This is a genomic window from Streptomyces sp. NPDC047315, assembly GCF_040643215.1.
GTDB lineage: Bacteria > Actinomycetota > Actinomycetes > Streptomycetales > Streptomycetaceae > Streptomyces.
Genome location: NZ_JBEYTZ010000042.1, coordinates 34,424 through 54,878, shown reverse-complemented (window position 1 = coordinate 54,878; position 20,455 = coordinate 34,424). Strand labels below are relative to the sequence as shown.

General features: G+C 72.8%; 22 protein-coding genes and 1 riboswitch. Of the genes, 12 read left to right on the top strand and 10 right to left on the bottom strand.

The genetic code is table 11. The features are described 5' to 3' along the window. Positions 1–16 precede the first annotated feature (16 nt). The 3 genes from bioD to bioB form a co-directional block, all read right to left on the bottom strand. Entirely contained in the window at positions 17–760 is a 744-nt protein-coding gene (gene bioD / locus ABZ842_RS34080; RefSeq protein ID WP_361545924.1) for a dethiobiotin synthase, read from the bottom strand. A 379-nt stretch (positions 761–1,139) separates the two neighbouring features. Then, on the bottom strand, positions 1,140–2,471 hold the full coding sequence (locus tag ABZ842_RS34075) for an adenosylmethionine--8-amino-7-oxononanoate transaminase (RefSeq protein ID WP_361545921.1): 1,332 nt from the start codon (positions 2,469–2,471) through the stop codon (positions 1,140–1,142). After that, a complete protein-coding gene (gene bioB / locus ABZ842_RS34070; RefSeq protein WP_361545918.1) occupies positions 2,464–3,639 on the bottom strand; it encodes a biotin synthase BioB in 1,176 nt (391 codons plus the stop codon). Before bioB ends, ABZ842_RS34075 begins: the two co-directional genes overlap by 8 nt. A 172-nt stretch (positions 3,640–3,811) precedes the next feature. On the opposite strand from bioB, the gene ABZ842_RS34065 reads away from it, so the two are divergent. Next, a complete protein-coding gene (locus tag ABZ842_RS34065; protein WP_361545915.1) occupies positions 3,812–4,990 on the top strand; it encodes an 8-amino-7-oxononanoate synthase in 1,179 nt (392 codons plus the stop codon). 165 nt (positions 4,991–5,155) lie between these two features. Beyond that, on the top strand, positions 5,156–5,590 hold the full coding sequence (locus tag ABZ842_RS34060) for an ATP-binding protein (RefSeq protein ID WP_361545912.1): 435 nt from the start codon (positions 5,156–5,158) through the stop codon (positions 5,588–5,590). A 100-nt stretch (positions 5,591–5,690) separates the two neighbouring features. Here ABZ842_RS34060 and ABZ842_RS34055 read toward each other — a convergent pair whose 3' ends face one another. The 3 genes from ABZ842_RS34055 to ABZ842_RS34045 form a co-directional block, all read right to left on the bottom strand. Beyond that, positions 5,691–6,167, bottom strand: a complete 477-nt coding sequence (locus tag ABZ842_RS34055) for a C40 family peptidase (RefSeq protein WP_361545909.1) — start codon at positions 6,165–6,167, stop codon at positions 5,691–5,693. A 3-nt stretch (positions 6,168–6,170) separates the two neighbouring features. Further along, positions 6,171–6,325: riboswitch (cyclic di-AMP (ydaO/yuaA leader) on the bottom strand. Between the two features lie 347 nt (positions 6,326–6,672). Next, positions 6,673–6,981: a hypothetical protein gene (locus tag ABZ842_RS34050; protein WP_361545906.1), complete on the bottom strand. Its 309-nt coding sequence runs from the start codon at positions 6,979–6,981 to the stop codon at positions 6,673–6,675. Positions 6,982–6,994: 13 nt separating this feature from the next. After that, a complete protein-coding gene (locus tag ABZ842_RS34045; RefSeq protein ID WP_361545903.1) occupies positions 6,995–7,624 on the bottom strand; it encodes an ATP-dependent Clp protease proteolytic subunit in 630 nt (209 codons plus the stop codon). A gap of 241 nt (positions 7,625–7,865) precedes the next feature. On the opposite strand from ABZ842_RS34045, the gene ABZ842_RS34040 reads away from it, so the two are divergent. After that, positions 7,866–8,153 carry a type II toxin-antitoxin system Phd/YefM family antitoxin gene (locus ABZ842_RS34040; protein ID WP_361545900.1) on the top strand — a complete coding sequence of 96 codons (288 nt, stop codon included), beginning with the start codon at positions 7,866–7,868 and terminating at the stop codon, positions 8,151–8,153. Here ABZ842_RS34040 and ABZ842_RS34035 read toward each other — a convergent pair whose 3' ends face one another. After that, positions 8,154–9,140, bottom strand: a complete 987-nt coding sequence (locus ABZ842_RS34035; protein ID WP_361545959.1) for an ABC transporter permease — start codon at positions 9,138–9,140, stop codon at positions 8,154–8,156. A 188-nt stretch (positions 9,141–9,328) separates the two neighbouring features. Here ABZ842_RS34035 and ABZ842_RS34030 point away from each other — a divergent pair, with 188 nt between their 5' ends. The 8 genes from ABZ842_RS34030 (at position 9,329) to ABZ842_RS33995 (ending at position 16,278) form a co-directional block, all read left to right on the top strand. After that, positions 9,329–9,958, top strand: coding sequence for a TetR/AcrR family transcriptional regulator (locus ABZ842_RS34030; protein WP_361545897.1), 630 nt, complete (start codon positions 9,329–9,331; stop codon positions 9,956–9,958). A 91-nt stretch (positions 9,959–10,049) separates the two neighbouring features. Next, entirely contained in the window at positions 10,050–10,352 is a 303-nt protein-coding gene (locus ABZ842_RS34025) for an urease subunit gamma (protein ID WP_361545895.1), read from the top strand. A 9-nt stretch (positions 10,353–10,361) separates the two neighbouring features. After that, positions 10,362–10,694 (top strand): urease subunit beta, encoded by a 333-nt coding sequence (locus ABZ842_RS34020; protein WP_361545892.1) that lies wholly within the window; start codon positions 10,362–10,364, stop codon positions 10,692–10,694. Further along, positions 10,687–12,408 carry an urease subunit alpha gene (locus ABZ842_RS34015; RefSeq protein WP_361545889.1) on the top strand — a complete coding sequence of 574 codons (1,722 nt, stop codon included), beginning with the start codon at positions 10,687–10,689 and terminating at the stop codon, positions 12,406–12,408. Before ABZ842_RS34020 ends, ABZ842_RS34015 begins: the two co-directional genes overlap by 8 nt. A gap of 7 nt (positions 12,409–12,415) precedes the next feature. Beyond that, positions 12,416–13,078 (top strand): urease accessory UreF family protein, encoded by a 663-nt coding sequence (locus ABZ842_RS34010; protein ID WP_361545886.1) that lies wholly within the window; start codon positions 12,416–12,418, stop codon positions 13,076–13,078. A 41-nt stretch (positions 13,079–13,119) separates the two neighbouring features. After that, positions 13,120–13,800 carry an urease accessory protein UreG gene (gene ureG / locus ABZ842_RS34005; protein WP_361545883.1) on the top strand — a complete coding sequence of 227 codons (681 nt, stop codon included), beginning with the start codon at positions 13,120–13,122 and terminating at the stop codon, positions 13,798–13,800. Then, positions 13,797–14,540, top strand: a complete 744-nt coding sequence (locus ABZ842_RS34000) for an urease accessory protein UreD (protein ID WP_361545880.1) — start codon at positions 13,797–13,799, stop codon at positions 14,538–14,540. Before ureG ends, ABZ842_RS34000 begins: the two co-directional genes overlap by 4 nt. A gap of 199 nt (positions 14,541–14,739) precedes the next feature. Beyond that, positions 14,740–16,278 carry an alpha/beta hydrolase gene (locus tag ABZ842_RS33995; RefSeq protein ID WP_361545956.1) on the top strand — a complete coding sequence of 513 codons (1,539 nt, stop codon included), beginning with the start codon at positions 14,740–14,742 and terminating at the stop codon, positions 16,276–16,278. An 84-nt stretch (positions 16,279–16,362) separates the two neighbouring features. Here the strand turns inward: ABZ842_RS33995 and ABZ842_RS33990 are convergent, their stop codons facing one another. Then, on the bottom strand, positions 16,363–17,070 hold the full coding sequence (locus ABZ842_RS33990) for a lysophospholipid acyltransferase family protein (protein WP_361545877.1): 708 nt from the start codon (positions 17,068–17,070) through the stop codon (positions 16,363–16,365). 293 nt (positions 17,071–17,363) lie between these two features. Between ABZ842_RS33990 and ABZ842_RS33985 the strand changes: the two genes are divergently transcribed. Beyond that, positions 17,364–17,996 (top strand): ATP-binding protein, encoded by a 633-nt coding sequence (locus tag ABZ842_RS33985; protein WP_361545874.1) that lies wholly within the window; start codon positions 17,364–17,366, stop codon positions 17,994–17,996. Between the two features lie 119 nt (positions 17,997–18,115). On the opposite strand, the gene ABZ842_RS33980 is transcribed toward ABZ842_RS33985, so the two are convergent. Together ABZ842_RS33980 and ABZ842_RS33975 are read right to left on the bottom strand one after the other, a co-directional pair. After that, a complete protein-coding gene (locus tag ABZ842_RS33980) occupies positions 18,116–19,084 on the bottom strand; it encodes a cytochrome c oxidase assembly protein (RefSeq protein ID WP_361545871.1) in 969 nt (322 codons plus the stop codon). 121 nt (positions 19,085–19,205) lie between these two features. Further along, positions 19,206–20,231, bottom strand: coding sequence for a 6-phosphofructokinase (locus ABZ842_RS33975; RefSeq protein ID WP_361545869.1), 1,026 nt, complete (start codon positions 20,229–20,231; stop codon positions 19,206–19,208). Positions 20,232–20,455: the final 224 nt, after the last annotated feature.

The window sequence follows — 20,455 nt, the reverse complement described above, 5'->3', positions numbered from 1 at the left end:
ACTGTGCGGACACGACCTAGCGCAGGGGCGTGCGCCCGGGTGGCGGGGGCGCCGCCGACGCGGTGAACGCCGCCGCGTCCCAACGGCCGCCGAGCGGCGGCGCCAGCCAGTCGGTGGCCCGGGCCCGGAACAGGTCGGGGGCGAGCCCGCCCGCGCCCTCGGGCACGGCCCCGAGCAGCGGCGCCCCCGCCACCGTCGGCAGGTCCGTGAGGTTGCACCGCGCCGCGAGGTCGGGCTCGGCGGGCCAACTGCCCACGACCACGCCGAGTTGGCGCACGTCCCGGGCGCGCAGCGCCTCGGCCGTCAGCGCGGCGCCGTTGAGCGTGCCGAGCCCGGGCGGTACGACGACGAGGACCGGTGCGCCCAGCAGCCGTGCTGCGTCCGCGAGGGTGCCGCCGGCCCCGTCGAAGTGCACCAGCAGCCCGCCCGCGCCCTCCACCAGCACCAGATCGTGTTCCGTGGCGGCCTTCTCGACCGCGTCCGCCACGTCCTGCGGCCGTACCGGCGCGGCACCGACCCGGTGCGCGGCGGTCGCCGGAGCCAACGGCTCCGGATAGCGGGCCAGTTCCAGGGTGGACACGTCGCCCACGAGCCGCGCCACCTCGCCGACGTCACCCGGCTCGTCGACGCGCACGCCCGTCTGGGCCGGTTTCACCACGGCGACACTCCGGCCGCGCTTGCGGGCGTTCGCCGCGATCGCCGCGGTGATGACGGTCTTGCCGATCTCCGTCCCGGTGCCCGAGACCACGATGACGTTCATGCGTTCCGCTCCTCTTCTTCCCCACCGCTCGCCGCGCCGACGGCGTGGCCGTCAGGTCTCGTCTGCGCTTCCTTGCGCCTTTTGACATAGCCGCCGTGGCTCTGCGGGAGCGTCGGTCCCTACCGGCCGGTGGGTGGCTTGTCGCGCAGTTCCGCCCCCTACGCCCGAAGGGCGTGGTGGGACCCCCAGGGCCACCTGATTCGCTGCCCCCGTCGTCCTACCTGCGGGACGAGGGTTCTAGGGGCGCTGGGGGTCCCCCCCGTGCCCGCAGGGCAAGCGGCCTGAACTGCGTGCGCAGCGCGCACCCGGCCGCAGACGCCATCAACGCACGCGTGTCACGGTGCTCACGCGCCTGCCGGGGCAAGGCAGAAGGGGCGGCTCATCGCGCGGGCACGCCCGCCACCGCCGCCTTCGACGCCGATGCCGCAGCCAGCACCGCACCGCAGAGCGTCGCCAGATCCTCCTCGCCCATCACGAACGGCGGCATCACGTACACCAGGTCCCGGAACGGCCGCAGCCACACACCGTGCCGCAGCGCCGCGTCCGTCGCTGCCGCCATGTCCACGTCGTGATCGAGCTGTACGACCCCGATCGCGCCGAGGACGCGCACGTCGACCACCCCGGGCAGCGCCGCAGCCGGGGCGAGCCCCCGGCTCAGCGCGGACCCGATCCGCCGCACCTCCCGCGTCCAGTCCTGCGACAGCAGGAGGTCGACGGAGGCCAGGGCCACGGACGCGGCGAGCGGATTGGCCATGAACGTCGGACCGTGGGCGAGGACCGGCACCTCGCCCCGCGATATGCCCTCGGCCACCCGCGTCGTGCACAACGTAGCCGCCATGGAGAGGTAGCCGCCGGTCAGCGCCTTGCCGAGGCACATCACATCGGGGCTGACCCCGGCGTGCTCGGCGGCGAAGAGCGTGCCGGTGCGACCGAAGCCGGTGGCGATCTCGTCGAAGACGAGGAGGACGCCGTGCTCGTCGCACGCCTCGCGCAGCACCCGCAGGTACGCGGGGGAGTGGAAGCGCATCCCGCCGGCGTTCTGCACCACCGGCTCCACGATCACCGCAGCGAGCTCATGGGCGTGCCGGGCCACCAGCTCCCGCAGGTGGTCCGCGTACCCCTGCTCGTACGCCGTCGGGGGCGCGTCCGCGAAGACCTGTTCGGGCAGCACCCCGCTCCACAGCGCGTGCATGCCGCCGTCGGGGTCGCACACCGACATCGGCTGCCAGGTGTCGCCGTGGTAGCCGCCGCGCCAGGTCATCAGCCGTCGCTTCGCCCGGTCGCCGGTGGAGCGCCAGTACTGGAGGCACATCTTCACCGCGACCTCGACGGAGACCGAGCCCGAGTCGCTGAGGAAGACGTGCTGCAGCGGTTCCGGGGTGATCTGCACCAGCCGCTCGGCCAGCCGTACGGCGGGCTCGTGCGTGAGCCCGCCGAACATCACGTGGCTCATCCGCTCCAACTGCCCGCGCGCCGCCTCGTTGAGCACGGGGTGGTTGTAGCCGTGCAGCGCGGACCACCAGGACGACATGCCGTCGACGACCTCGCGGTGCCCGTGCACCGGCGTCGCCAGCCGCAGCCGTACGCCCGCGGCGGACTCCACGACCAGCGGGTCCGTGCGGCCGGGCATCGGCCCGTACGGATGCCACACGTGGGCCCGGTCCAGCGCCAGCAACGCGGCGACGTCCGCGGGGGGCGCGGCCTCAGGCATTGGGGGCCACCTCGGTGCCAGCGCCCCGGCGGCGCACCGCCACCAGGTCCGGGCGCCCGGCGTCCGTGCGCTGGCCCGCGCCCGGCTCCCCGTCCGAAGCCTCCGACGCCTCTGACGCGTCCGACGCCTCAGGGGCGGCGCACGGCGAACCGCAGCCGCCGCCCGCCCGGTGCGCCGGCAGCGTCGTCGTGCCCGCGCCCTCCACCTCGAAGCCGGCGTCCGCGATCATGTCGAGGTCCGTCTGGCCCGCCTGCCCCTCGCTGGTCAGGTAGTCGCCGAGGAAGATGGAGTTCACCACGTGCAGCGCGAGCGGCTGCAGGGTGCGCAGATGGATCTCGCGCCCGCCCGACAGCCGCACCTCCACGTCCGGGCAGACGAACCGCACCATCGCGAGGATCCGCAGGCACCGCTGCGGGGTGAGGTGCCACTCCTTCGCCAGCGGGGTGCCCTCGAAGGGGATGAGGAAGTTCACCGGCACGGAGTCCGGGTCCAGCGCCCGCAGCGCGAACACCACGTCCACCAGGTCCTCGTCGCTCTCGCCCATGCCCGCGATCAGCCCCGAGCACGCCGACAGACCGGCGGCCTGCGCCTGCTGCACGGTGTCCACCCGGTCCTCGTAGGTGTGGGTGGTGGTGATCTGCCCGTACGTCCCCTCGGACGTGTTGAGGTTGTGGTTGTACGCATCGGCGCCTGCCGCGCGCAGCCGCTCCGCCTGCCCCGAGGAGAGCAGCCCGAGGCAGGCGCACACCTCCACGTCCTCGTTCTGCTCCTTGATCGCCTCGATCGTCTTCGACACCCGGTCGACGTCCCGGTCCGTCGGCCCGCGACCGCTGGCCACCAGGCACACCCGCTTCGCGCCGCCCGCGACCCCCGCGGCGGCCACCTCGGACGCCTCGTCCGGCTTCAGCCAGGTGTACTTCAAGATGCCCGCCGTGGAACCGAGCCGCTGCGAGCAGTACGAACAGTCCTCGGGGCACAGGCCCGACTTGAGGTTGACGAGGTAGTTGAGCTTCACCCGGCGGCCGAACCACTTGCGGCGCACCCGGCCCGCCGCGGCCACCAGGTCGAGCACGTCGTCGTCGGAGGTCGCCAGGACGGCGAGCGCTTCTTCCCGGGTCGGCAGCTCGCGCCGCAGCCCCTTCTCCACCAGCGTGTCCAGAAGGTCCATGGCGCCGATCCTGGCCTACCGAACTCCCCCGGGGAAAGTCGAAACCTCACAACAGCGCCTCGACGAAGTGTGTGTATGACCACATGGGTTACCCGGGCGCCGGCTATTAGGGTCTGTGAGCTGCCTACAAAAGCGCGGCCTGCGCCACGAGCCGTACGAGGAGCCGAAAGCCTTGCACCCAGACCCCTTCCACTGGCTCGACGACGCGGCCCGCGACCGGGAGCGGGCCGGTCTCGTACGCACGCTCAGCCCCCGCCCCGCCGACGGCGACCTGCTTGACCTCGCCGGCAACGACTACCTCGGACTCACCCGCCACCCGCAGATCACCGAAGCCGCCGCGGAGGCCGCCCGCCGCTGGGGCGCCGGCTCCACCGGATCCCGCCTCGTCACCGGCAGCACCGCCCTGCACGCCGAACTCGAACGGGAGCTCGCCGCCTTCTGCGGCTTCGAGTCCGCCCTGGTGGTGGCCTCCGGGTACGCCGCCAACCTGGCGGCCGTCACCGCGCTGTCCGTGCGCGACGGACTGATCGTCTCGGACGCCGGCAACCACGCCTCCATCGTGGACGGCTGCCGACTGTCCCGGGCCGAGACCGCGATCAGCGCGCACGCCGACCCCGAAGCGGTCGGCAAGGCCCTGGACGCCCACCCGGGGCGCCCGGCCGTCGCCGTCACCGACTCCGTCTTCTCCGTGGACGGCGACGCGGCGCCGCTGGCCGAACTCGCCGCCGTCTGCGCGCGCCGGGGCGCGGCCCTGCTGGTGGACGACGCGCACGGCTTCGGCGTCCTCGGCGACGGCGGGCGCGGTGCCGTCCACGCGGCCGGGATCGCCGGCGCCCGCGGCGTGGTGGCCACCGTCACGCTCTCCAAGTCCCTCGGCAGCCAGGGCGGCGCGGTCCTCGGCCCCGCCCGGGTCATCGACCACCTGGTCAACACGGCCCGTACGGTCATCTTCGACACCGGCCTCGCACCCGCCGCGGCGGGCGCGGCCCTCGCCTCCCTACGGCTGCTACGCGACGAACCGGGGCGCGCCGATCGGGTGCGCACGGCCGCCACGGAGCTGTACGAGCGACTGACCGCGGGGGGCCTGACGGCAGTGCGGCCCGACGCCGCCGTGGTGTCCGTCCGGGCGCCCGCGCCGGAAGCGGCGCTGCGCTGGGCCGCCGACTGCCGCGCCGCGGGGCTGAGGGTGGGTTGCTTCCGCCCGCCCTCGGTGCCGGACGGCATCTCCCGGCTCCGGCTGACCGCCCGCGCCGACCTGACGCAGCAGCAGATCGAGACAGCGGTGCAGATCGTGCTGCACACGGCACCGCCCGGTGCGCGAGGAGTGTCCCAAAACGGCCTTGCGTCATAGAGTTCACCGCTTCGAGCGACGTAACGCTGCGCATCTTGGCGGATCGCCTCACCCGGCGCCGCGATGAATGGCAGTGTGGCGCGCGAAGCACTGTCCGCGGCCGTCCGCGCAGCCATCGGCTGTGAAGTCGGAGCACGGCCTCGGTGGGAAAGGGACGACGTCGCCATGGCAGACCTCCAGGAAGCCGCCATCACCCTGCCGAGCGAGCCCGCGTCGGTCTCCGTGGCGCGCAGATTCGTCACCGGCGCCGTCACGGGCTGGGGCCTTCCCGCGGAGTCGGACGCCCTGGACACGATCCGGTTGATCGTCTCCGAACTCACCACCAACGCCGTGCAGCACACCTTCGACCAGTCGCCCACCTTCCGGGTGGACGTGCTGCTGGAGCGGGACGAGGAACTGCGCCTCGGAGTGACGGACAGTCATCCGAGGTGGCCCCAGCGGCTGCCCGCCGCCGTGCGCCAGGACAACGGCCGCGGGATGGTCATCATCCGCAGCCTCACGGCGCACAGCGGCGGCCGACTGACCGTCACGCCGACCGAGGACGGCGGGAAGACGGTCTGGATCACCCTGCCCTGGCCGCCCGCCCGCCGGGCCGACTGACCCGACGGGCACCGGCAGTCCAGAAGGCCGACGCACTGGAAGAGCCGGCGGACGGAAGAGTCGGCGTACTGGAAGAGTCGGCGGACGGGATGGAGCTACGTCAGCGGACCCGGCCGTACGAGACGCTCCTGCTCCAGATCTTGTCCAGCTTCACCCAGGAACCCCGCTTGGGCGAATGCCAGATCTTTCCCTTCCCGGCGTAGATGCCGACGTGGTAGACGCTCCGTCCGGAGTGGAAGAAGACGAGGTCCCCCGCCTTTCTGTTGGCGGTCGAGACCCGCCGCGTGGAGTTGTACTGCTGCTGCGCGGTCCGGGGCAGCTTCTTGCCCGCCTTCTTGTACGAATAGAGCGTCAACCCGGAACAGTCGAAGCGCCGCGGCCCCACCGCGCCGTACCGGTAGGGCGAGCCCTTCTTGCCCGCGGCCACCTTGAGTGCCTTGCCCGCGTGGGCCGTTGCTGCCTGGGCCTCGGACGTGCCGCCCGGTACGAGCATCGAGCCACCGAGTGCGGCGAGGGTCAGGGCGGACACCGCACCCGCCCGGCCGATCAGGAACGGGACGTTCATCTGCGCAGTCATGCGCAACCCTTCGTCAGCCGCCTGTGAAGGGTGACCTGTCGGGTTCGGGCGGACGAAGGTGCCCGGCCGCTGGCGCGGCTTCACCCCGAGGAACGTCCGGCGAGCCGGCCGTCCCGTACTGCTCGGGTCCTCCACTCCTGCCGAAGCACTCCTGTCGACCAGTCATCCGGAACGGCGGCAGGACTCGGCGTCCGTCCGGACCGCCCCGCCGAGGTGACGGGGGCTTGTCGTCCCAGGGATCTTGTCCCACGCGATGCCGGATTTCCGAGTCAAAACGGCGATATGTGAGTTTCAACACGAATGCGCCATTCAGGTGGACGTGTCGCACTTTCCCGCTGGGCGTGGACGCCGGGGGAGGCCCGCACCAGCGCTGGAATAGGACATTCCGCTAGAGGGATCGTCGTCCTGCGCAACTTGAGCGTATCGGCCGGCGAACCCGCGACTACATCAAACGAGGTATCCCGGCGGGGACCCGGATGGCGGTTGACGCGTCGTTGACGGGCCGTCACGGGGCGGGATCGGCGGGGATGGTGACCCGCAGCGCGCGCCGCTCGCCGTCGAGCACCCGCAAGGCCCGGGCGAGGGTGGCCGCGTGCAGGGCGTCCTCCCCGCGCTCGTGCATCAGCGCCAGCGCGTCCTTGACTGCGATCGCCTGCGCGACCAGCGCCTGGGCAGCGCGCAGGGAGGAGTAAGTGAGGTCGCCGCGGCTGGGGTTGATGCGTCCCACCAGGTCCACGACGCGCAGATAGCCGTCGACGAGATCGGCCTCGGCGCGGGTCAGCGCCGGCAGCGGCGGCAGTTCGGGACGGAGCACGGTGCGCCCTCCGTCAGCCGCGGCCGGTCAGCGAGGACTTGCGGCTGCCGATCACATGGTCCACCAGCCCGTACTCCCGGGCCGCCGCCGAGTCCAGGAAGGTGTCGCGCTCCAGGTCGGCGGCGATCCGCTCGGCGCTGCGATCGGTGTGCCGGGCGAACAGCTCCACCATCAGGTCGCGCAGCCGGAGGATCTCCCGCGCCTCGATCTCCAGGTCCGACGGCATGCCCCGGGCCGGCTCGTCGAGCCCGGGCTGCTGGAGCACGATCCGCGCGCCCGGCAGCGCCAGGCGCTTGCCGGGCGCGCCGGCGGCCAGCAGCAGCGCCGCGGTCGAGACCGCCTGCCCGATGCAGGTGGTCTCGATGTCGCAGGTGATCACCTGCATCGTGTCGTAGATCGCGGACATGGCGCTGAGCGAGCCGCCGGGGGAGTTGATGTACAGCGAGATCTGGCGCTCCGGCGCCGCGTACTCCAGATACAGCAGCTGGGTGATCACGTCGTTCGCCGCGGTGTCGTCCACCGGCGTCCCGAGGAAGACGATCCGCTCTTCGAGCAGCTTGGCATAGGGGTCGAGGGTGCGGTTCCCGTGCGCGGTGCGCTCGGTGAACTGCGGCAGGACGTAACGGGCGGCGGGCTGCTTCATGGCGTACCTCTCCTCGGTCCTCGGCGGGCGCGCCCCATGGAGGACCCCCGGCCGTGCTTCCGTAAGAAATGTACAGGACGTACAGAACCCATCGGGGGGTGTGGAGCGGCAACAACGTCCGAAGTGGGGGCGGATTCCCAGGTCAGGGCGCCTTTACGCGCTGAGCGAGCACGCCGTCACGGCGTCCGGGGCCGGCTTGCGAGCCGAGAGGAAGACGGGGGCGCGCACTAAGCTGAAGGGCATGGCCTACGAGATTCCGGTGACGCAAGCCCGCGCTGAGCTGGCCGAACTGATCAACCGCGTGGTGTACGGCGGTGAGCGCGTCGTGGTCACCCGCCACGGCAAGCCCCTCGTGGCGCTGGTCAGCGCGGACGACCTCGCACGGCTCGAAGAGCTCGACCGGTCCGCCGCCGTCGACGAGCAGGTGATCAGCTCGGTGTCCTCGCTCGGGTCCACCGCGGCCGGCGGCGCCGAGCGGGGACGCTTCGGGCTGACGGCCGAGCACCGCCCTCCCGGCGCCGGGGGCTGATCACCCGGGCGACGCGACCGCGGCGCCCCTCTCGTCCGCCGGGCGTCGGGCGAGGAGGACGGCGGCGAGCCCCAGCCCCGCCCACAGGCACAGCACCAGGACTTCGCCCCCGCTGCCGCTGCCGTCGAAGTACGCCTGCGAGCGCAGCAGTTGGGAGCCGGCCCCCGGCGGCAGCCACTGCCCGATGAGCCCGGCCGGCTCCGGCAGTAGCTCCGGAGCGCTCGCCGCGCCCGAGAACGGATTGCCGATCAGCACCATCAGCGCACTGCTGAGCGCCATCCCCGCGGGGCCGGCGAGCGCGGCGAGGCCCGCGGTGCACGCGCCGACGGTGAAGACCGTCAGGGCCAGCGCCCCCACCTCGCCCCACCAGGACCCGGTCAGGACGTTGAGCCAGTCGTGTGCGAGGACGGTCGCCGTGAGCGCGGCGAGCGCCGCGGCGCCGGCGAGGGTCACGGCCGCCCGCCCCCGCCGTAGCCGCAAGACCGTGACCATGGCGCCGGACGCGATCCCGGCGAGGGTGAGCGGCAGCGCGGTCGCCGCCAGCACGCCGCCGCGCGGATCCGCGCTCGGCGCGGGGACGACGTCGGTCACCGGCACCTGACGCCCGTCGGGCGCCCCGCCCTCGACGGCCTCCCGCAGCAGTCCGGCGACCACCGGGCTCGCCGCCGAAGCGGTCAACAGCCGTGGCCCGTCCGGCGTGGCGACGACCGCTCCGTACACCTTCCGGTCCTCGATCGCGGCCCGCGCCGCGGCCTCGTCCCCGTAGCGGTGCAGGTCGAAGGCGCCCTCCCGCTGCTCCAGCGACCGGGCGATCGGCTCGACCGCCGCGGCCGGGCCGGCGACGCCCAGGGGCAGATCGCGCGGCGCGGTGCGGGCGCCGGGCCAGGCGAAGGCCCAGAGCGCCGCCGCGACCAGCACCGGCACCAGGAGCAGCACGGCGACCGCGCGCCGCACCGGGCTCGGGCCTGCGCCCCGGGGTGGGGGCAGCTGGGACGGGGCTATGGCGGGAGGGGTGCTGGACACGGGGTTCCTCGCTTCTGGGCGTGCGGAAGGCCAAGGGGCGTACGGGCGACAGCCCGCGCACTAAAAAGAAGGATCGTTCGTTTTGCGTTTTCCCCAGCGTCCTCCGGCAGGGTCGCCTTGTCAAGAATGAATGTTCGTTTTAGGTTGGCGGCATGGCCCGCGTCTCCCAACAGCACCTCGACGCCCGGCGTCGCCAGATCCTCGACGGCGCCGCGCGCTGCTTCGCCCGCAACGGCTTCCACGCCACCTCGATGCAGGACGTCCTCGGCGAGGTCGGCCTGTCCGCCGGCGCCGTGTACCGCTACTTCCGCAGCAAGGACGAGCTGATCGAGGCCATCGCCAACGAGGTGTTCGACGGGGTCAGGGCCGCCTTCTTTGACGCGGCCCGCAGCGATCCGCCGCCCACCCCGGACGTCCTCATCGGCCGCGTCCTGCGCCGGGTGCTGCGCGAACGCTTCCACGGAGCGGACGAGCAGGCGCTGGCCCGGCTCATCGTCCAGGTGTGGAGCGAGACCCTGCGCGACGAACGGCTCGCGACCGTGCTCGACGACGGGTACGGCACGCTGCGCGCGGCCTGGGCGCAACTCGTCGAGGCGTACCGCACCCGCGGATGGATGTCCGGCGACGCCGACGCCGACCACGTCGCCCGCACCCTGATCGCCACCGCCCAGGGGTTCTTCGTCCAGCAGGCGCTCTTCGGCAACGTCAGCGTCGAGGCGCTGGAGGACGGACTGCGGGCGCTGATGTCGATGGAGCGTGCACCTGCCCGTAACGCTGGTTAACGCGCCCGAAAAGGCGCCGTCTTAACGTGTTCACCTCCCGACGGCCCCGGGGCCCGCCCCGAAGGCCCGCTCCCACGAGTGAGGTGGCACCGTGCAACTCTCCCCGCACGAGCAGGAACGGCTGCTCATCCACGTCGCCGCCGACGTGGCGGAGCAGCGGCGCGCCCGCGGAGTGCTGCTCAACCACCCCGAGTCCGTCGCCCTGATCACCGCCCACGTCCTCGAAGGCGCCCGCGACGGGCGCAGCGTCGTGGAGTTGATGGCGTCGGGACGTCAGGTCCTGGCCCGCGCCGAGGTGATGGAGGGCGTCCCGGAGATGATCCACGACGTCCAGGTCGAAGCCACCTTCCCGGACGGCACCAAGCTCGTCACCGTCCACGACCCGATCGGCTGAGGCACGCCGATGATCCCCGGAGAGCTGCGCCCCGCCGACGCGCCCGTCCGCATCAACGAAGGGCGCGAGACCACCCGCACCACCGTCGTCAACACCGCCGACCGACCCGTACAGGTCGGCTCCCACTACCACTTCGCCGAGGCCAACCCCGGGCTGGAGTTCGACCGGGCCGCCGCCTGGGGCCGGCGCCTGAACATCGCCGCCGGCACCGCCGTCCGCTTCGAGCCCGGGATCCCCCTCGACGTGGAACTCGTGCCGATCGCCGGCGCCCGGACCGTGCCGGGGCTGCGCGGCGCGGCCGGCGGCGCCCTGGACGCCGAGGGCGGAGCCGACCGTGGCTGAGCTGAGCAGACGGGCGTACGCGGACCTCTTCGGCCCGACGACCGGCGACCGGGTGCGGCTCGCCGACACCGACCTCTTCGTCGAGGTCGAGCAGGACCTGAGCGGAGGCCCCGGACGCGCCGGCGACGAGGCCGTGTTCGGCGGCGGCAAGGTGATCCGCGAGTCCATGGGGCAGGCTCGCACCACCCGCGCCGAAGGCGCGCCCGACACCGTCGTCACCGGGGCGCTCGTCATCGACCACTGGGGCGTCGTCAAGGCGGACATCGGCATCCGGGACGGCCGGATCGCCGCACTGGGCAAGGCCGGGAACCCCGACACCATGGACGGCGTCCACCCCCAGTTGGTGATCGGCCCCGAGACCGAGGTCATCGCGGGCAACGGACGCATCGTCACCGCCGGCGCCGTCGACGCCCACGTCCACTTCATCTCGCCCACCCTCGTCCACCAGGCGCTGGCCACCGGGGTCACCACCCTCGTCGGCGGCGGCACCGGACCGGCCGAGGGCAGCAAGGCGACCACCGTCACCCCCGGACCCTGGCACCTGAGCAGGATGTTCGAGGCGCTGGACGGACTGCCGGTGAACATCGGACTGCTCGGCAAGGGCAACACCACTTCGCGCGAGGCCATGCGCTCCCAACTGCGCGGCGGCGCCGTGGGCTTCAAGATCCACGAGGACTGGGGCGCCACCCCGGCCGTCATCGACGCCTGCCTCGACGTCTGCGAGGAGAGCGGGGCCCAACTCGCCATCCACACCGACACCCTCAACGAAGCCGGCTTCGTCCAGGACACCCTCGCCGCCGTCGCCGGCCGCACCATCCACGCATACCACACCGAAGGCGCCGGGGGAGGGCACGCCCCCGACATCATCACCGTGGTCGGCGAGCCCCACGTCCTGCCCAGCTCCACCAATCCGACCAGGCCGCACACCGTCAACACCGTCGACGAGCACCTGGACATGCTGATGGTCTGCCACCACCTCAACCCGGCCGTGCCCGAGGACCTCGCCTTCGCCGAGTCCCGCATCCGCCCCACCACCATCGCCGCGGAGGACGTCCTGCACGACCTGGGCGCGATCTCGATCATCTCCTCCGACTCCCAGGCCATGGGGCGCATCGGGGAGGTCGTGTTGCGGACCTGGCAGACCGCGCACGTGATGAAGAAGCGGCGCGGCCCGCTGCCCGGCGACGGACCCGCCGACAACCACCGGGTCCGTCGCTACGTCGCCAAATACACCGTCAACCCCGCGATCGCCCAGGGCATGGCCGCCGAGATCGGCTCCGTCGAGCCCGGCAAGCTCGCCGACCTGGTGCTGTGGGAGCCGGCGTTCTTCGGCGTCAAGCCGCTCCTCGTGCTCAAGGGCGGCCAGATCGCGTACGCGCAGATGGGCGACGCCAACGCGTCGATCCCCACCCCCCAACCCGTACTGCCCCGGCCCATGTTCGGCGCCCTGGGCCGGGCCGGCTCCACCGGCTCGATCACCTTCACCTCCCACGACGCGATCGCGGCCGGACTGCCCGAACGGCTCGCCCTCCACAAGCCCTTCGTGCCCATCGAGGGCACCCGACGCCTCACCAAGGCCGCGATGCGCGAGAACGACGCCCTGCCCCGGGTCGTCGTCGACCCCGACACCTTCGACGTCACCGTCGACGGCGAACGGATCGAGCCCGAACCGGCCGCGGAACTGCCCATGGCCCAGCGATACTTCCTCTTCTGAGGCCGCGATGAGCCGGGCTGCCCTCCTCGTCCTCGCCGACGGGCGCTTCCCCGCCGGCGGACACGCCCACTCCGGCGGCGCCGAAGCCGCCGTACGCGCCGGACGCATCCACGACGCACCGTCCCTGGCCGCGTTCTGCCGCGGCCGGCTGCACACGACCGGGCTGACCTCCGCCGCCATCGCCGCCGCAGCCGCGCTCGACCACGACCCCCTCGCACTCGACGACGCCGCCGACGCCCGCACGCCGTCCCCCGCGCTGCGCGCCGCCGCACGCAAACTGGGCCGGCAACTGCTGCGGGCCGGGCGCGCCACCTGGCCGGGCCCGCGCCTCGACGCGCTCGCCGCGGCCCGCCCCCGCGGCGCGCACCAGCCGGTGGTCTTCGGCGTGCTGGCGCTCAGCGCCGGCATCGGGCCCGAGGACGCCGCCGGCGCCGTCGCGTACGAGACCGTCAGCGGGCCCGCCACCGCGGCCGTACGCCTGCTGGGACTCGACCCCTTCGAGGCGACGGCGGTGCTGGCCCGGCTGGCGCCCGAGGCGGACGACGTCGCGGCCCGCGCCTGCGCGGCGGCCCGCCGTGGGATCGACGCGCTGCCCGCCGCTTCCGCACCGCTGCTCGACGTCACCGCGCAGCAGCACGCGACCTGGCCCGTACGCCTCTTCGCCTCCTGACCCACAACGCCCCGCCCGTCACCACCACAGGAGCGCCGCCCGTGCACCTCGACACCCACCACCACGACCACGCAGCCGCAGTCAGCGCCGACGCCCGACGCCCCGACGGCAACCGGCGCGCCCTGCGGATCGGCCTCGGCGGACCCGTCGGCTCCGGGAAGACCGCGATGGTCGCCGCGCTGTGCGGCGCCCTGCGCGAGCGGCACTCCATCGCCGTCGTCACCAACGACATCTACACCCGGGAGGACGCCGACTTCCTGCTACGCGCCGCGGTGCTGCCGCCCGAGCGCATCCAGGCCGTGGAGACCGGCGCCTGCCCGCACACCGCTATCCGCGACGACATCTCCGCCAACCTCGAAGCCGTCGAGGACCTGGAGGACGCCGTCGGCCCACTCGACCTGATCCTCATCGAATCCGGCGGCGACAACCTGACCGCCACCTTCTCCCGCGGACTGGTGGACGCCCAGGTCTTCGTCATCGACGTCGCCGGCGGCGACGACATCCCCCGCAAGGGCGGCCCCGGCGTCACCACCGCTGACCTGCTCGTCGTCAACAAGACCGACCTCGCCCCGTTCGTCGGCTCCGACCTGAGCCGGATGGCCGACGACGCCCGCCGACAGCGCGGCGAACTCCCCGTCGTCCTCGTCTCCCTGCGCGAGCCCGACGGAGTGCGGCCGGTCGCCGACTGGGTGCGCGCCCGGCTCGCCGACTGGACCGCGTGAGCGTCCGGGCGACGGCCCGCATCGTCGCCGACCGGACCGGGCTGCCCCTCCTCACCGGCGGCGGGCCGCTGGCCCCGCGCCGCACCCGACCGCGGACCCCGGGACGGCAGCGGGTCGTCGTCGTCGGCGCGATGAGCGCTCCACTCGGCGGCGACCGGCTCGCCGTCGAGACGGAGGTGCGCGACGGCGCCCGGCTGGAGGTCGGCTCGGCCGCCGCGACGATCTCCCTGCCCGGCCCCACCGGCGCGCCCGCGCACTACGACGTACGGCTCACCGTCGCCGACGGCGCCCGCCTGCACTGGCTGCCCGAGCCCGTCATCTGCGTCCGCGGCAGCGACCTGCGCACCGTCACCCACGTCGAACTCGCCCCCACCGCCCGGCTCGTCCTACGCGAAGAACAGGTGCTCGGCCGCCACCGGGAGGAGCCCGGCACGGTGTGGAGCCGGCTCACCGTCCGGCGCGCCGGACGCACCGTGCTCGACCAGGAAGCCCGGTACGGTCCCGGCGCCCCCGGCGGCTGGGACGGCGGCGCAGTCCTCGGCGGCCACCGGGCCGTGGGCCAACTCCTGATCGTCGACCCCGACTACGAGACGGAGCCGGCGCGCCCCCGCGTCCTCGGGGACACCGCCGTCCTCACCCCGCTCGCCGGCCCGGCTGCCCTCGTCACCGCCGTCGCACCGGACGCCCGGCTGCTGCGGGAGGCCCTGGACGCCGCCCAGCGGACCGAAGACCGCGGCTGACCAGATCGGGCGCGCGCAACGACCCGTCAGCGCCGCACCGCTGAGCGGGACTCGGCACACCGGTTATTGGTTCGGCAAAGAACATGCGTACGACCTGTTCCCGGTGCCCCCTCAGACGGAAGGATCCCCCGGAGACTCGACGACAGAAGGGGAGTTCCACGTGAGACGCACAGCGGTGCTCGGCTCGGCCGGCACTCTGATGGCGGGCACCCTCATCGCAGGAGCCATAGCCGCCCCCACCGCCAGCGCGAGCAGCGGTCGCGGCGGCGTCCTGGAGGAGCGCGGGGTGAAGATCGCCGCCGAACGGGCCGCCCACAAGGGCGTGACGTGGGCGGACTGTCCCGCCGACTGGGGGCTCCCCAAGCCGATCCAGTGCGGCACCGTCACCGTGCCGCTCGACTACCAGCGCCCCAACGGCCGACAGATCACGATCACCGTCGACCGGATCGGCAACACCGGCACCCCCGCCGAACGCCAGGGCGCCCTGTTCTACAACCCCGGCGGCCCCGGCGGCTCCGGACTGCGCTTCCCCACCCGGGTCACCGGCAAGAACCCGATCTGGGCGAACGTCGCCAAGGCGTACGACTTCGTGGGCTTCGACCCGCGCGGCGTCGGCCGCTCCACCCCGATCTCCTGCGTCGACCCCCAGGAGTTCGTGAAGGCGCCCAAGGCCGACCCGGTACCCGACAGCGAGGCCGACAAGCGGGCCCAGCGCAAGCTCGCCGCCGAGTACGCGGACGGCTGCGCCGAGCGCAGCGGCTGGATGCTGCCGCACATGACCACCGCGAACACCGCCCGCGACCTCGACGTGCTGCGCGCGGCGCTGGGTGAGCGGAAGCTGAACTTCCTCGGCGTCTCCTACGGCACCTACCTCGGCGGCGTCTACGCGACCCTCTTCCCCGGCCACGTCCGCCGGATGGTCGTCGACTCCGTGGTCAACCCGTCCCGGCAGAAGATCTGGTACCAGGCCAACCTGGACCAGGACGTCGCCTTCGAGATGCGTTGGAACGACTGGAAGGCGTGGGTCGCCGCGAACGACGCCACGTACAAGATCGGCGACACCCCGGCGAAGGTCGAGGCGCAGTGGCAGAAGCTGCGCGCCGCCGCGAAGAAGGCGCCGCTCGGCGGGGTCGTCGGACCGGCCGAGCTGACCAGCTTCTTCCAGAGTGCGCCGTACTACGACTCCTCCTGGGCGCCCGTGGCGCGGATCTGGAGCAAGTACGTCGCCGGTGACGTGCAGGCGCTCGTCGACGCCGCCGCACCGGACCTGTCGGACACCGAGGGCAACGCCCGCGCCGAGAACGGCAACGCCGTCTACACCGCCGTCGAGTGCGCCGACGCAAAGTGGCCCACCGACTGGCGGCGCTGGGACCGCGACAACACCCGGCTGCACCGTGACTACCCGTTCATGACCTGGGCGAACGCCTGGATGAACCTGCCGTGCGCCACCTGGTCGACCCGGCAGGGGCCGGCCGTGGACGTGAAGTCCGGCAAGGGGCTGCCGGGCGTGCTGATCGTGCAGGCCGAGCGGGACGCCGCCACCCCGGTCGGCGGCGCCTACGAGCTGCACAAGCGGCTGAAGGGCTCGCGGCTGATCATGGAGAAGAACGCCGGCTCGCACGGCGTCACCGGCATCGCCAACGCCTGCGTCAACCAGCGCGTAGACGCCTACCTGCTGAGCGGGGCCCTGGACGACCGCAACGTCACCTGCGATCCGCACGCGGTGCCGAAGCCGTGACGCCTGCTCCTTTGCGGACCTGAACACGGCCGTGGGGCGGTCGGATCACGGCCGGCCGCCCCACGCAAAACGCCGCGTGCGCGATCACGTCGTGCGGCGGCCGGCCTTCTTCGCCTCTTCCAGCTCCGCCTTCACGTCGGCCGCGTACCGGTCCACGTACTCCTGCCCGGACAGCCCGAGGACGGCGTACATGATCTCGTCGGTGATCGCCCGCAGCACCGCCTTCTCGCCCTCCATCCCCGCGTAGCGCGAGAAGTCCAACGGCTCCCCGAAGCGGACCGTGACCCTGCGGACCTTCGGCAGCCTCTGGCCCGGCGGCTGGATCTCGAAGGTGCCCACCATCGCGCAGGGGACCACGGGCACCCCGGCCCGCAGCGCCATCACCGCCACGCCGACCTTGCCTTTGTAAAGACGCCCGTCGTGCGAACGGGTGCCCTCCGGATAGATCCCCAGCAGCTCGCCCTTGCTCAGCACCCCGAGGCCCTCCCGGATCGCGGCCTGGCCCGCCTCCTTGCCCGAGCGGTCCACCGGGATCTGCCCCACGCTGTGGAAGAACGCGGCGGTCAGCCGCCCCTTCAGGCCGGGTCCGGTGAAGTACTCCGCCTTCGCCAGGAAGGTGATGCGCCGCTTGAGGATCGCCGGCATCAGGAAGTGGTCGGAGAACGACAGGTGGTTCCCGGCGACGATCGCCGCGCCCTCTTCGGGGACGTGCTCCAGGCCCTCGATGCGGGGGCGGAACAGCAACCGCAGCAGCGGCCCCAGGAAGACGTACTTGAGCACGTTGTAGAACACGGCGGGGTGCTCCTTCACGGGAGGGACGGGCGGTGCGGAGCCGGACTCGGCCGTCCCTGGAGGCGTCGTACGGGCAGCGGGACCGCGGTCATCTTATGTGTGCGCACCGGCGCCGGGTAACCGTCCACGACTCCGGTCGGCCCTCCTGCGCCACCCGCCGGGACGAAGGGGACGTGTTGCGGCGAACGGCCCCGGGGGTCACCCTGGGCAGTGACCCAGAAGCGTCAGGTGTGCACTCTCCGTCACTCGGGGGTCCCGGCGTTGGAGAGCCCGGCCCGGCGCGGTGAGGAGCCATGGCCATGCACAATCAGGCCGCCTGCCGCTACACCATGGAAGTGCAGGCAACCTTGGAGCGGATCCCCCAGGTCCGCCGGATTCTCGCGGCGCACCTGCGGCACTGGGACCTGGAAGCCCACGTCCTGCCCGTGTGCCGGGCCGTCGACGCCCTGATGCAGAACGTCGTCCGGCACGTCCCGGGCGACCGGACGTGCGAGATCGAGCTGCGCTGGACCGGCCGGCACCTGATCACCTCGGTGGCCGACCGCGACCCGCGGCTGCCCCGGATGACCAGCTCCTGCCCGACGAAGGGCGGGCTCGCCGCCGTCGCACACCTCGCCGACAGCTGGGGCACCTGCGGCACGGACGGCGGGAAGGTCATCTGGTTCACCCGACGGGTGAAGCAGACCGAGCACGTACGCCGCTACGCCCGTACCCCGAGGCCGCCGCAGCGCGCCCGCGCGCCCCTGCCGGGCGCCGACGCCGCGGCGGGGAACGCCCGGTCGAGCGATCCGAGCGTGACCGGATGGATCCGGCGGATCGTTTCGGCCGATCAGTTGCCGCGCGCGGCGACCACGCCGACGGTCAGCAGCGTGAGCACCACGCAGCCGAACCAGAGCCAGCCGTTGCTGCCGAGCGCCACCGTGTAGGCGGTCACGACCACCACGGTCGACACGGTGAGCACACCCATCGTTCTCGTGGCACCGGACATGCGGGCCTCCCTGGACGACGACGTAGGGCCATCGTCACCCGACACCCGCGTCGAGCGCTACCGCCCGGCGGGCCGCCGCTCGCCGCGGGCGTGCAGCGAGGCGAGGTAGGCGTTGTACGCCGCCAGCTCCTTGTCGCCGTCGCGGTCGGCCGCCCGGTCCGTGCGCCGCGCCTGCCGCTGGTCCGAGCGGTACCACTGGTACACCAGCGCGATCAGCACCAGCACCGACGGGATCTCGCTGAACGCCCACGCGATGCCGCCCGCCGCGCTCTGGTCCGCGAGCACGTCGATGCCGAGCGAGGCCGGCGGGTTCTCGTACGCCTCGACCATCGGGGAGCTCGCCATCATCAGGGCGATCCCGAAGAAGGCGTGGAACGGCATCCCCGCGAACAGCTCCAACATCCGCATCACGTAGCCCGGCCGGTGCGGACCCGGGTCCACACCCATGATCGGCCAGAAGAAGACCAGGCCCACGGCGAGGAAGTGCACCATCATCCCGATGTGCCCCGCCTTCGACCCCATCAGCGTGTCGAAGAGCGGGGTGAAGTACAGGCCGTACAGGCTCGCGATGAAGATCGGGATGGTGAAGACGGGGTGCGTCACGACCCGCATGTACCGGCTGTGCAGCAGCGCCAGCAGCAGCTCGCGCGGCCCGGTCCGACCCCGGCCCGCCACCGGCAGCGCCCGCAGCGCCAGCGTCACCGGCGCGCCCAGCAGCAGCAGGATGGGCGACACCATGCTGATGATCATGTGCTGCACCATGTGCACGCTAAACATGACCATGCCGTAGTCGTTGAGCTTGGTGCACATGGCCACCAGTACCGTGAGCACGCCGAGCACGAAGAAGACCGTGCGACCCACCGGCCAGGCGTCCCCGCGCCGCACCAGGCGCACCACGCCCCAGCCGTAGAGCGCCAGCGCCAAGAGGCTGCCGACCAGGAAGAACGGTTCGGGAGAGAGCTCCAGTCCCCGCTCCAGCGTGAACGGCGGCAGGTCCATCGACGTGCCGTGCCCGCTGTGATCCATCAGACGGCTCCCGATTCGTGCATACATCCAGGTGGTGCGCTTGCCGAACCAGAGTAGAACCGCCCCCGGCCGGGACTTCGGCCGGGGGCGGTTCCACGGAGCGTCGGGCTGCTCCCAGCGCCTACAGGACGCACTCCGCCTCGGCGTACCGCTCCTGCGGAACGGTCTTCAGCGTCTCCACGGCCCGCCCCAGCGGCACCATGGTGATGTCGGTGCCGCGCAGCGCGGTCATCATGCCGAACTCCCCGCGGTGCGCCGCCTCCACCGCGTGCCAGCCGAACCGGGTCGCGAGCACCCGGTCGTACGCCGTCGGGGTGCCGCCGCGCTGGACGTGGCCGAGGATCACCGGCCGCGCCTCCTTGCCCAGTCGCCGCTCCAGCTCCGTCGACAGCTGCCGGGCGACGCCGGCGAAGCGCTCGTGGCCGTAGACGTCCTTGCCGCCCTCGTCCCACGCCATCGTGCCCTCGCGGGGCTTGGCGCCCTCCGCGACGACGACGATCGCGAACCGCTTGCCGGCCTCGAACCGCGCGCCGACCCGGCGGCTGAGCTCCTCGATGTCGAAGGGGCGCTCGGGCACCACGACGGCGTGCGCGCCGGCGGCCATGCCGGAGTGCAGGGCGATCCAGCCGGTGTGCCGGCCCATGACCTCGACGATCAGCACCCGCTGGTGCGACTCGGCGGTCGTCTTCAGCCGGTCCAGGGCCTCGGTCGCCACGCCCACGGCGGTGTCGAAGCCGAAGGTCACGTCGGTGGCCGCGATGTCGTTGTCGATCGTCTTCGGGACGCCGACGATCGGCAGGCCGCCCTCGGACAGCAGGTGGGCCGCCTTCAGCGTGCCCTCGCCGCCGATCGGGATCACGGCGTCGAGACCGAGGTCGGCGCAGTGGCCCTTGGCCCGCTCCACCCCGTCACGCAGATGCTCGGGCCGCACCCGGGACGAGCCGAGGATCGTGCCGCCGCGCGCCAGGATGCCGCCCACCGCGTCCAGGTCGAGCTTGCGGTAGTCGCACTCCAGGAGGCCCTTCCACCCGTCGTGGAAGCCGATGACCTCGTCACCGTGGTCGACGACCGCACGGTGCACGACGGAACGGATGACGGCGTTCAGACCGGGGCAGTCGCCGCCGGAGGTGAGCACACCAATGCGCATTGCCCGAATTACCTTTGCAACGTGGGCCGACACCCGGACCACGTCGTCCGGTTTGATCGACGCTCACCCTACCGGCGCACGGCGCCCCGGAACGAATGGGGCGTCCGGCAGATGGGACGCCCCCGGTCCAGGCCCTAAGTCGTGTCCGCGAAGTCCCGGGCGTGTGGGCGGAGCCGCCGTCTCCCTGCGGGCACGGGGGCACCCCCACCTACGCCCAGAGGGCG

Excerpts from the sequence above, each read along its gene's own strand:
- bioD (WP_361545924.1), bottom strand. The coding sequence starts at position 760 with ATGAACGTCATCGTGGTCTCGGGCACCGGGACGGAGATCGGCAAGACC.
- ABZ842_RS34075 (WP_361545921.1), bottom strand. The coding sequence starts at position 2,471 with ATGCCTGAGGCCGCGCCCCCCGCGGACGTCGCCGCGTTGCTGGCGCTG.
- bioB (WP_361545918.1), bottom strand. The coding sequence starts at position 3,639 with ATGGACCTTCTGGACACGCTGGTGGAGAAGGGGCTGCGGCGCGAGCTG.
- ABZ842_RS34060 (WP_361545912.1), top strand. The coding sequence starts at position 5,156 with ATGGCAGACCTCCAGGAAGCCGCCATCACCCTGCCGAGCGAGCCCGCG.
- ABZ842_RS34055 (WP_361545909.1), bottom strand. The coding sequence starts at position 6,167 with ATGACTGCGCAGATGAACGTCCCGTTCCTGATCGGCCGGGCGGGTGCG.
- ABZ842_RS34045 (WP_361545903.1), bottom strand. The coding sequence starts at position 7,624 with ATGAAGCAGCCCGCCGCCCGTTACGTCCTGCCGCAGTTCACCGAGCGC.
- ABZ842_RS34040 (WP_361545900.1), top strand. The coding sequence starts at position 7,866 with ATGGCCTACGAGATTCCGGTGACGCAAGCCCGCGCTGAGCTGGCCGAA.
- ABZ842_RS34030 (WP_361545897.1), top strand. The coding sequence starts at position 9,329 with ATGGCCCGCGTCTCCCAACAGCACCTCGACGCCCGGCGTCGCCAGATC.
- ABZ842_RS34020 (WP_361545892.1), top strand. The coding sequence starts at position 10,362 with ATGATCCCCGGAGAGCTGCGCCCCGCCGACGCGCCCGTCCGCATCAAC.
- ABZ842_RS34010 (WP_361545886.1), top strand. The coding sequence starts at position 12,416 with ATGAGCCGGGCTGCCCTCCTCGTCCTCGCCGACGGGCGCTTCCCCGCC.
- ABZ842_RS33995 (WP_361545956.1), top strand. The coding sequence starts at position 14,740 with ATGGCGGGCACCCTCATCGCAGGAGCCATAGCCGCCCCCACCGCCAGC.
- ABZ842_RS33985 (WP_361545874.1), top strand. The coding sequence starts at position 17,364 with ATGGCCATGCACAATCAGGCCGCCTGCCGCTACACCATGGAAGTGCAG.
- ABZ842_RS33980 (WP_361545871.1), bottom strand. The coding sequence starts at position 19,084 with ATGGATCACAGCGGGCACGGCACGTCGATGGACCTGCCGCCGTTCACG.
- ABZ842_RS33975 (WP_361545869.1), bottom strand. The coding sequence starts at position 20,231 with ATGCGCATTGGTGTGCTCACCTCCGGCGGCGACTGCCCCGGTCTGAAC.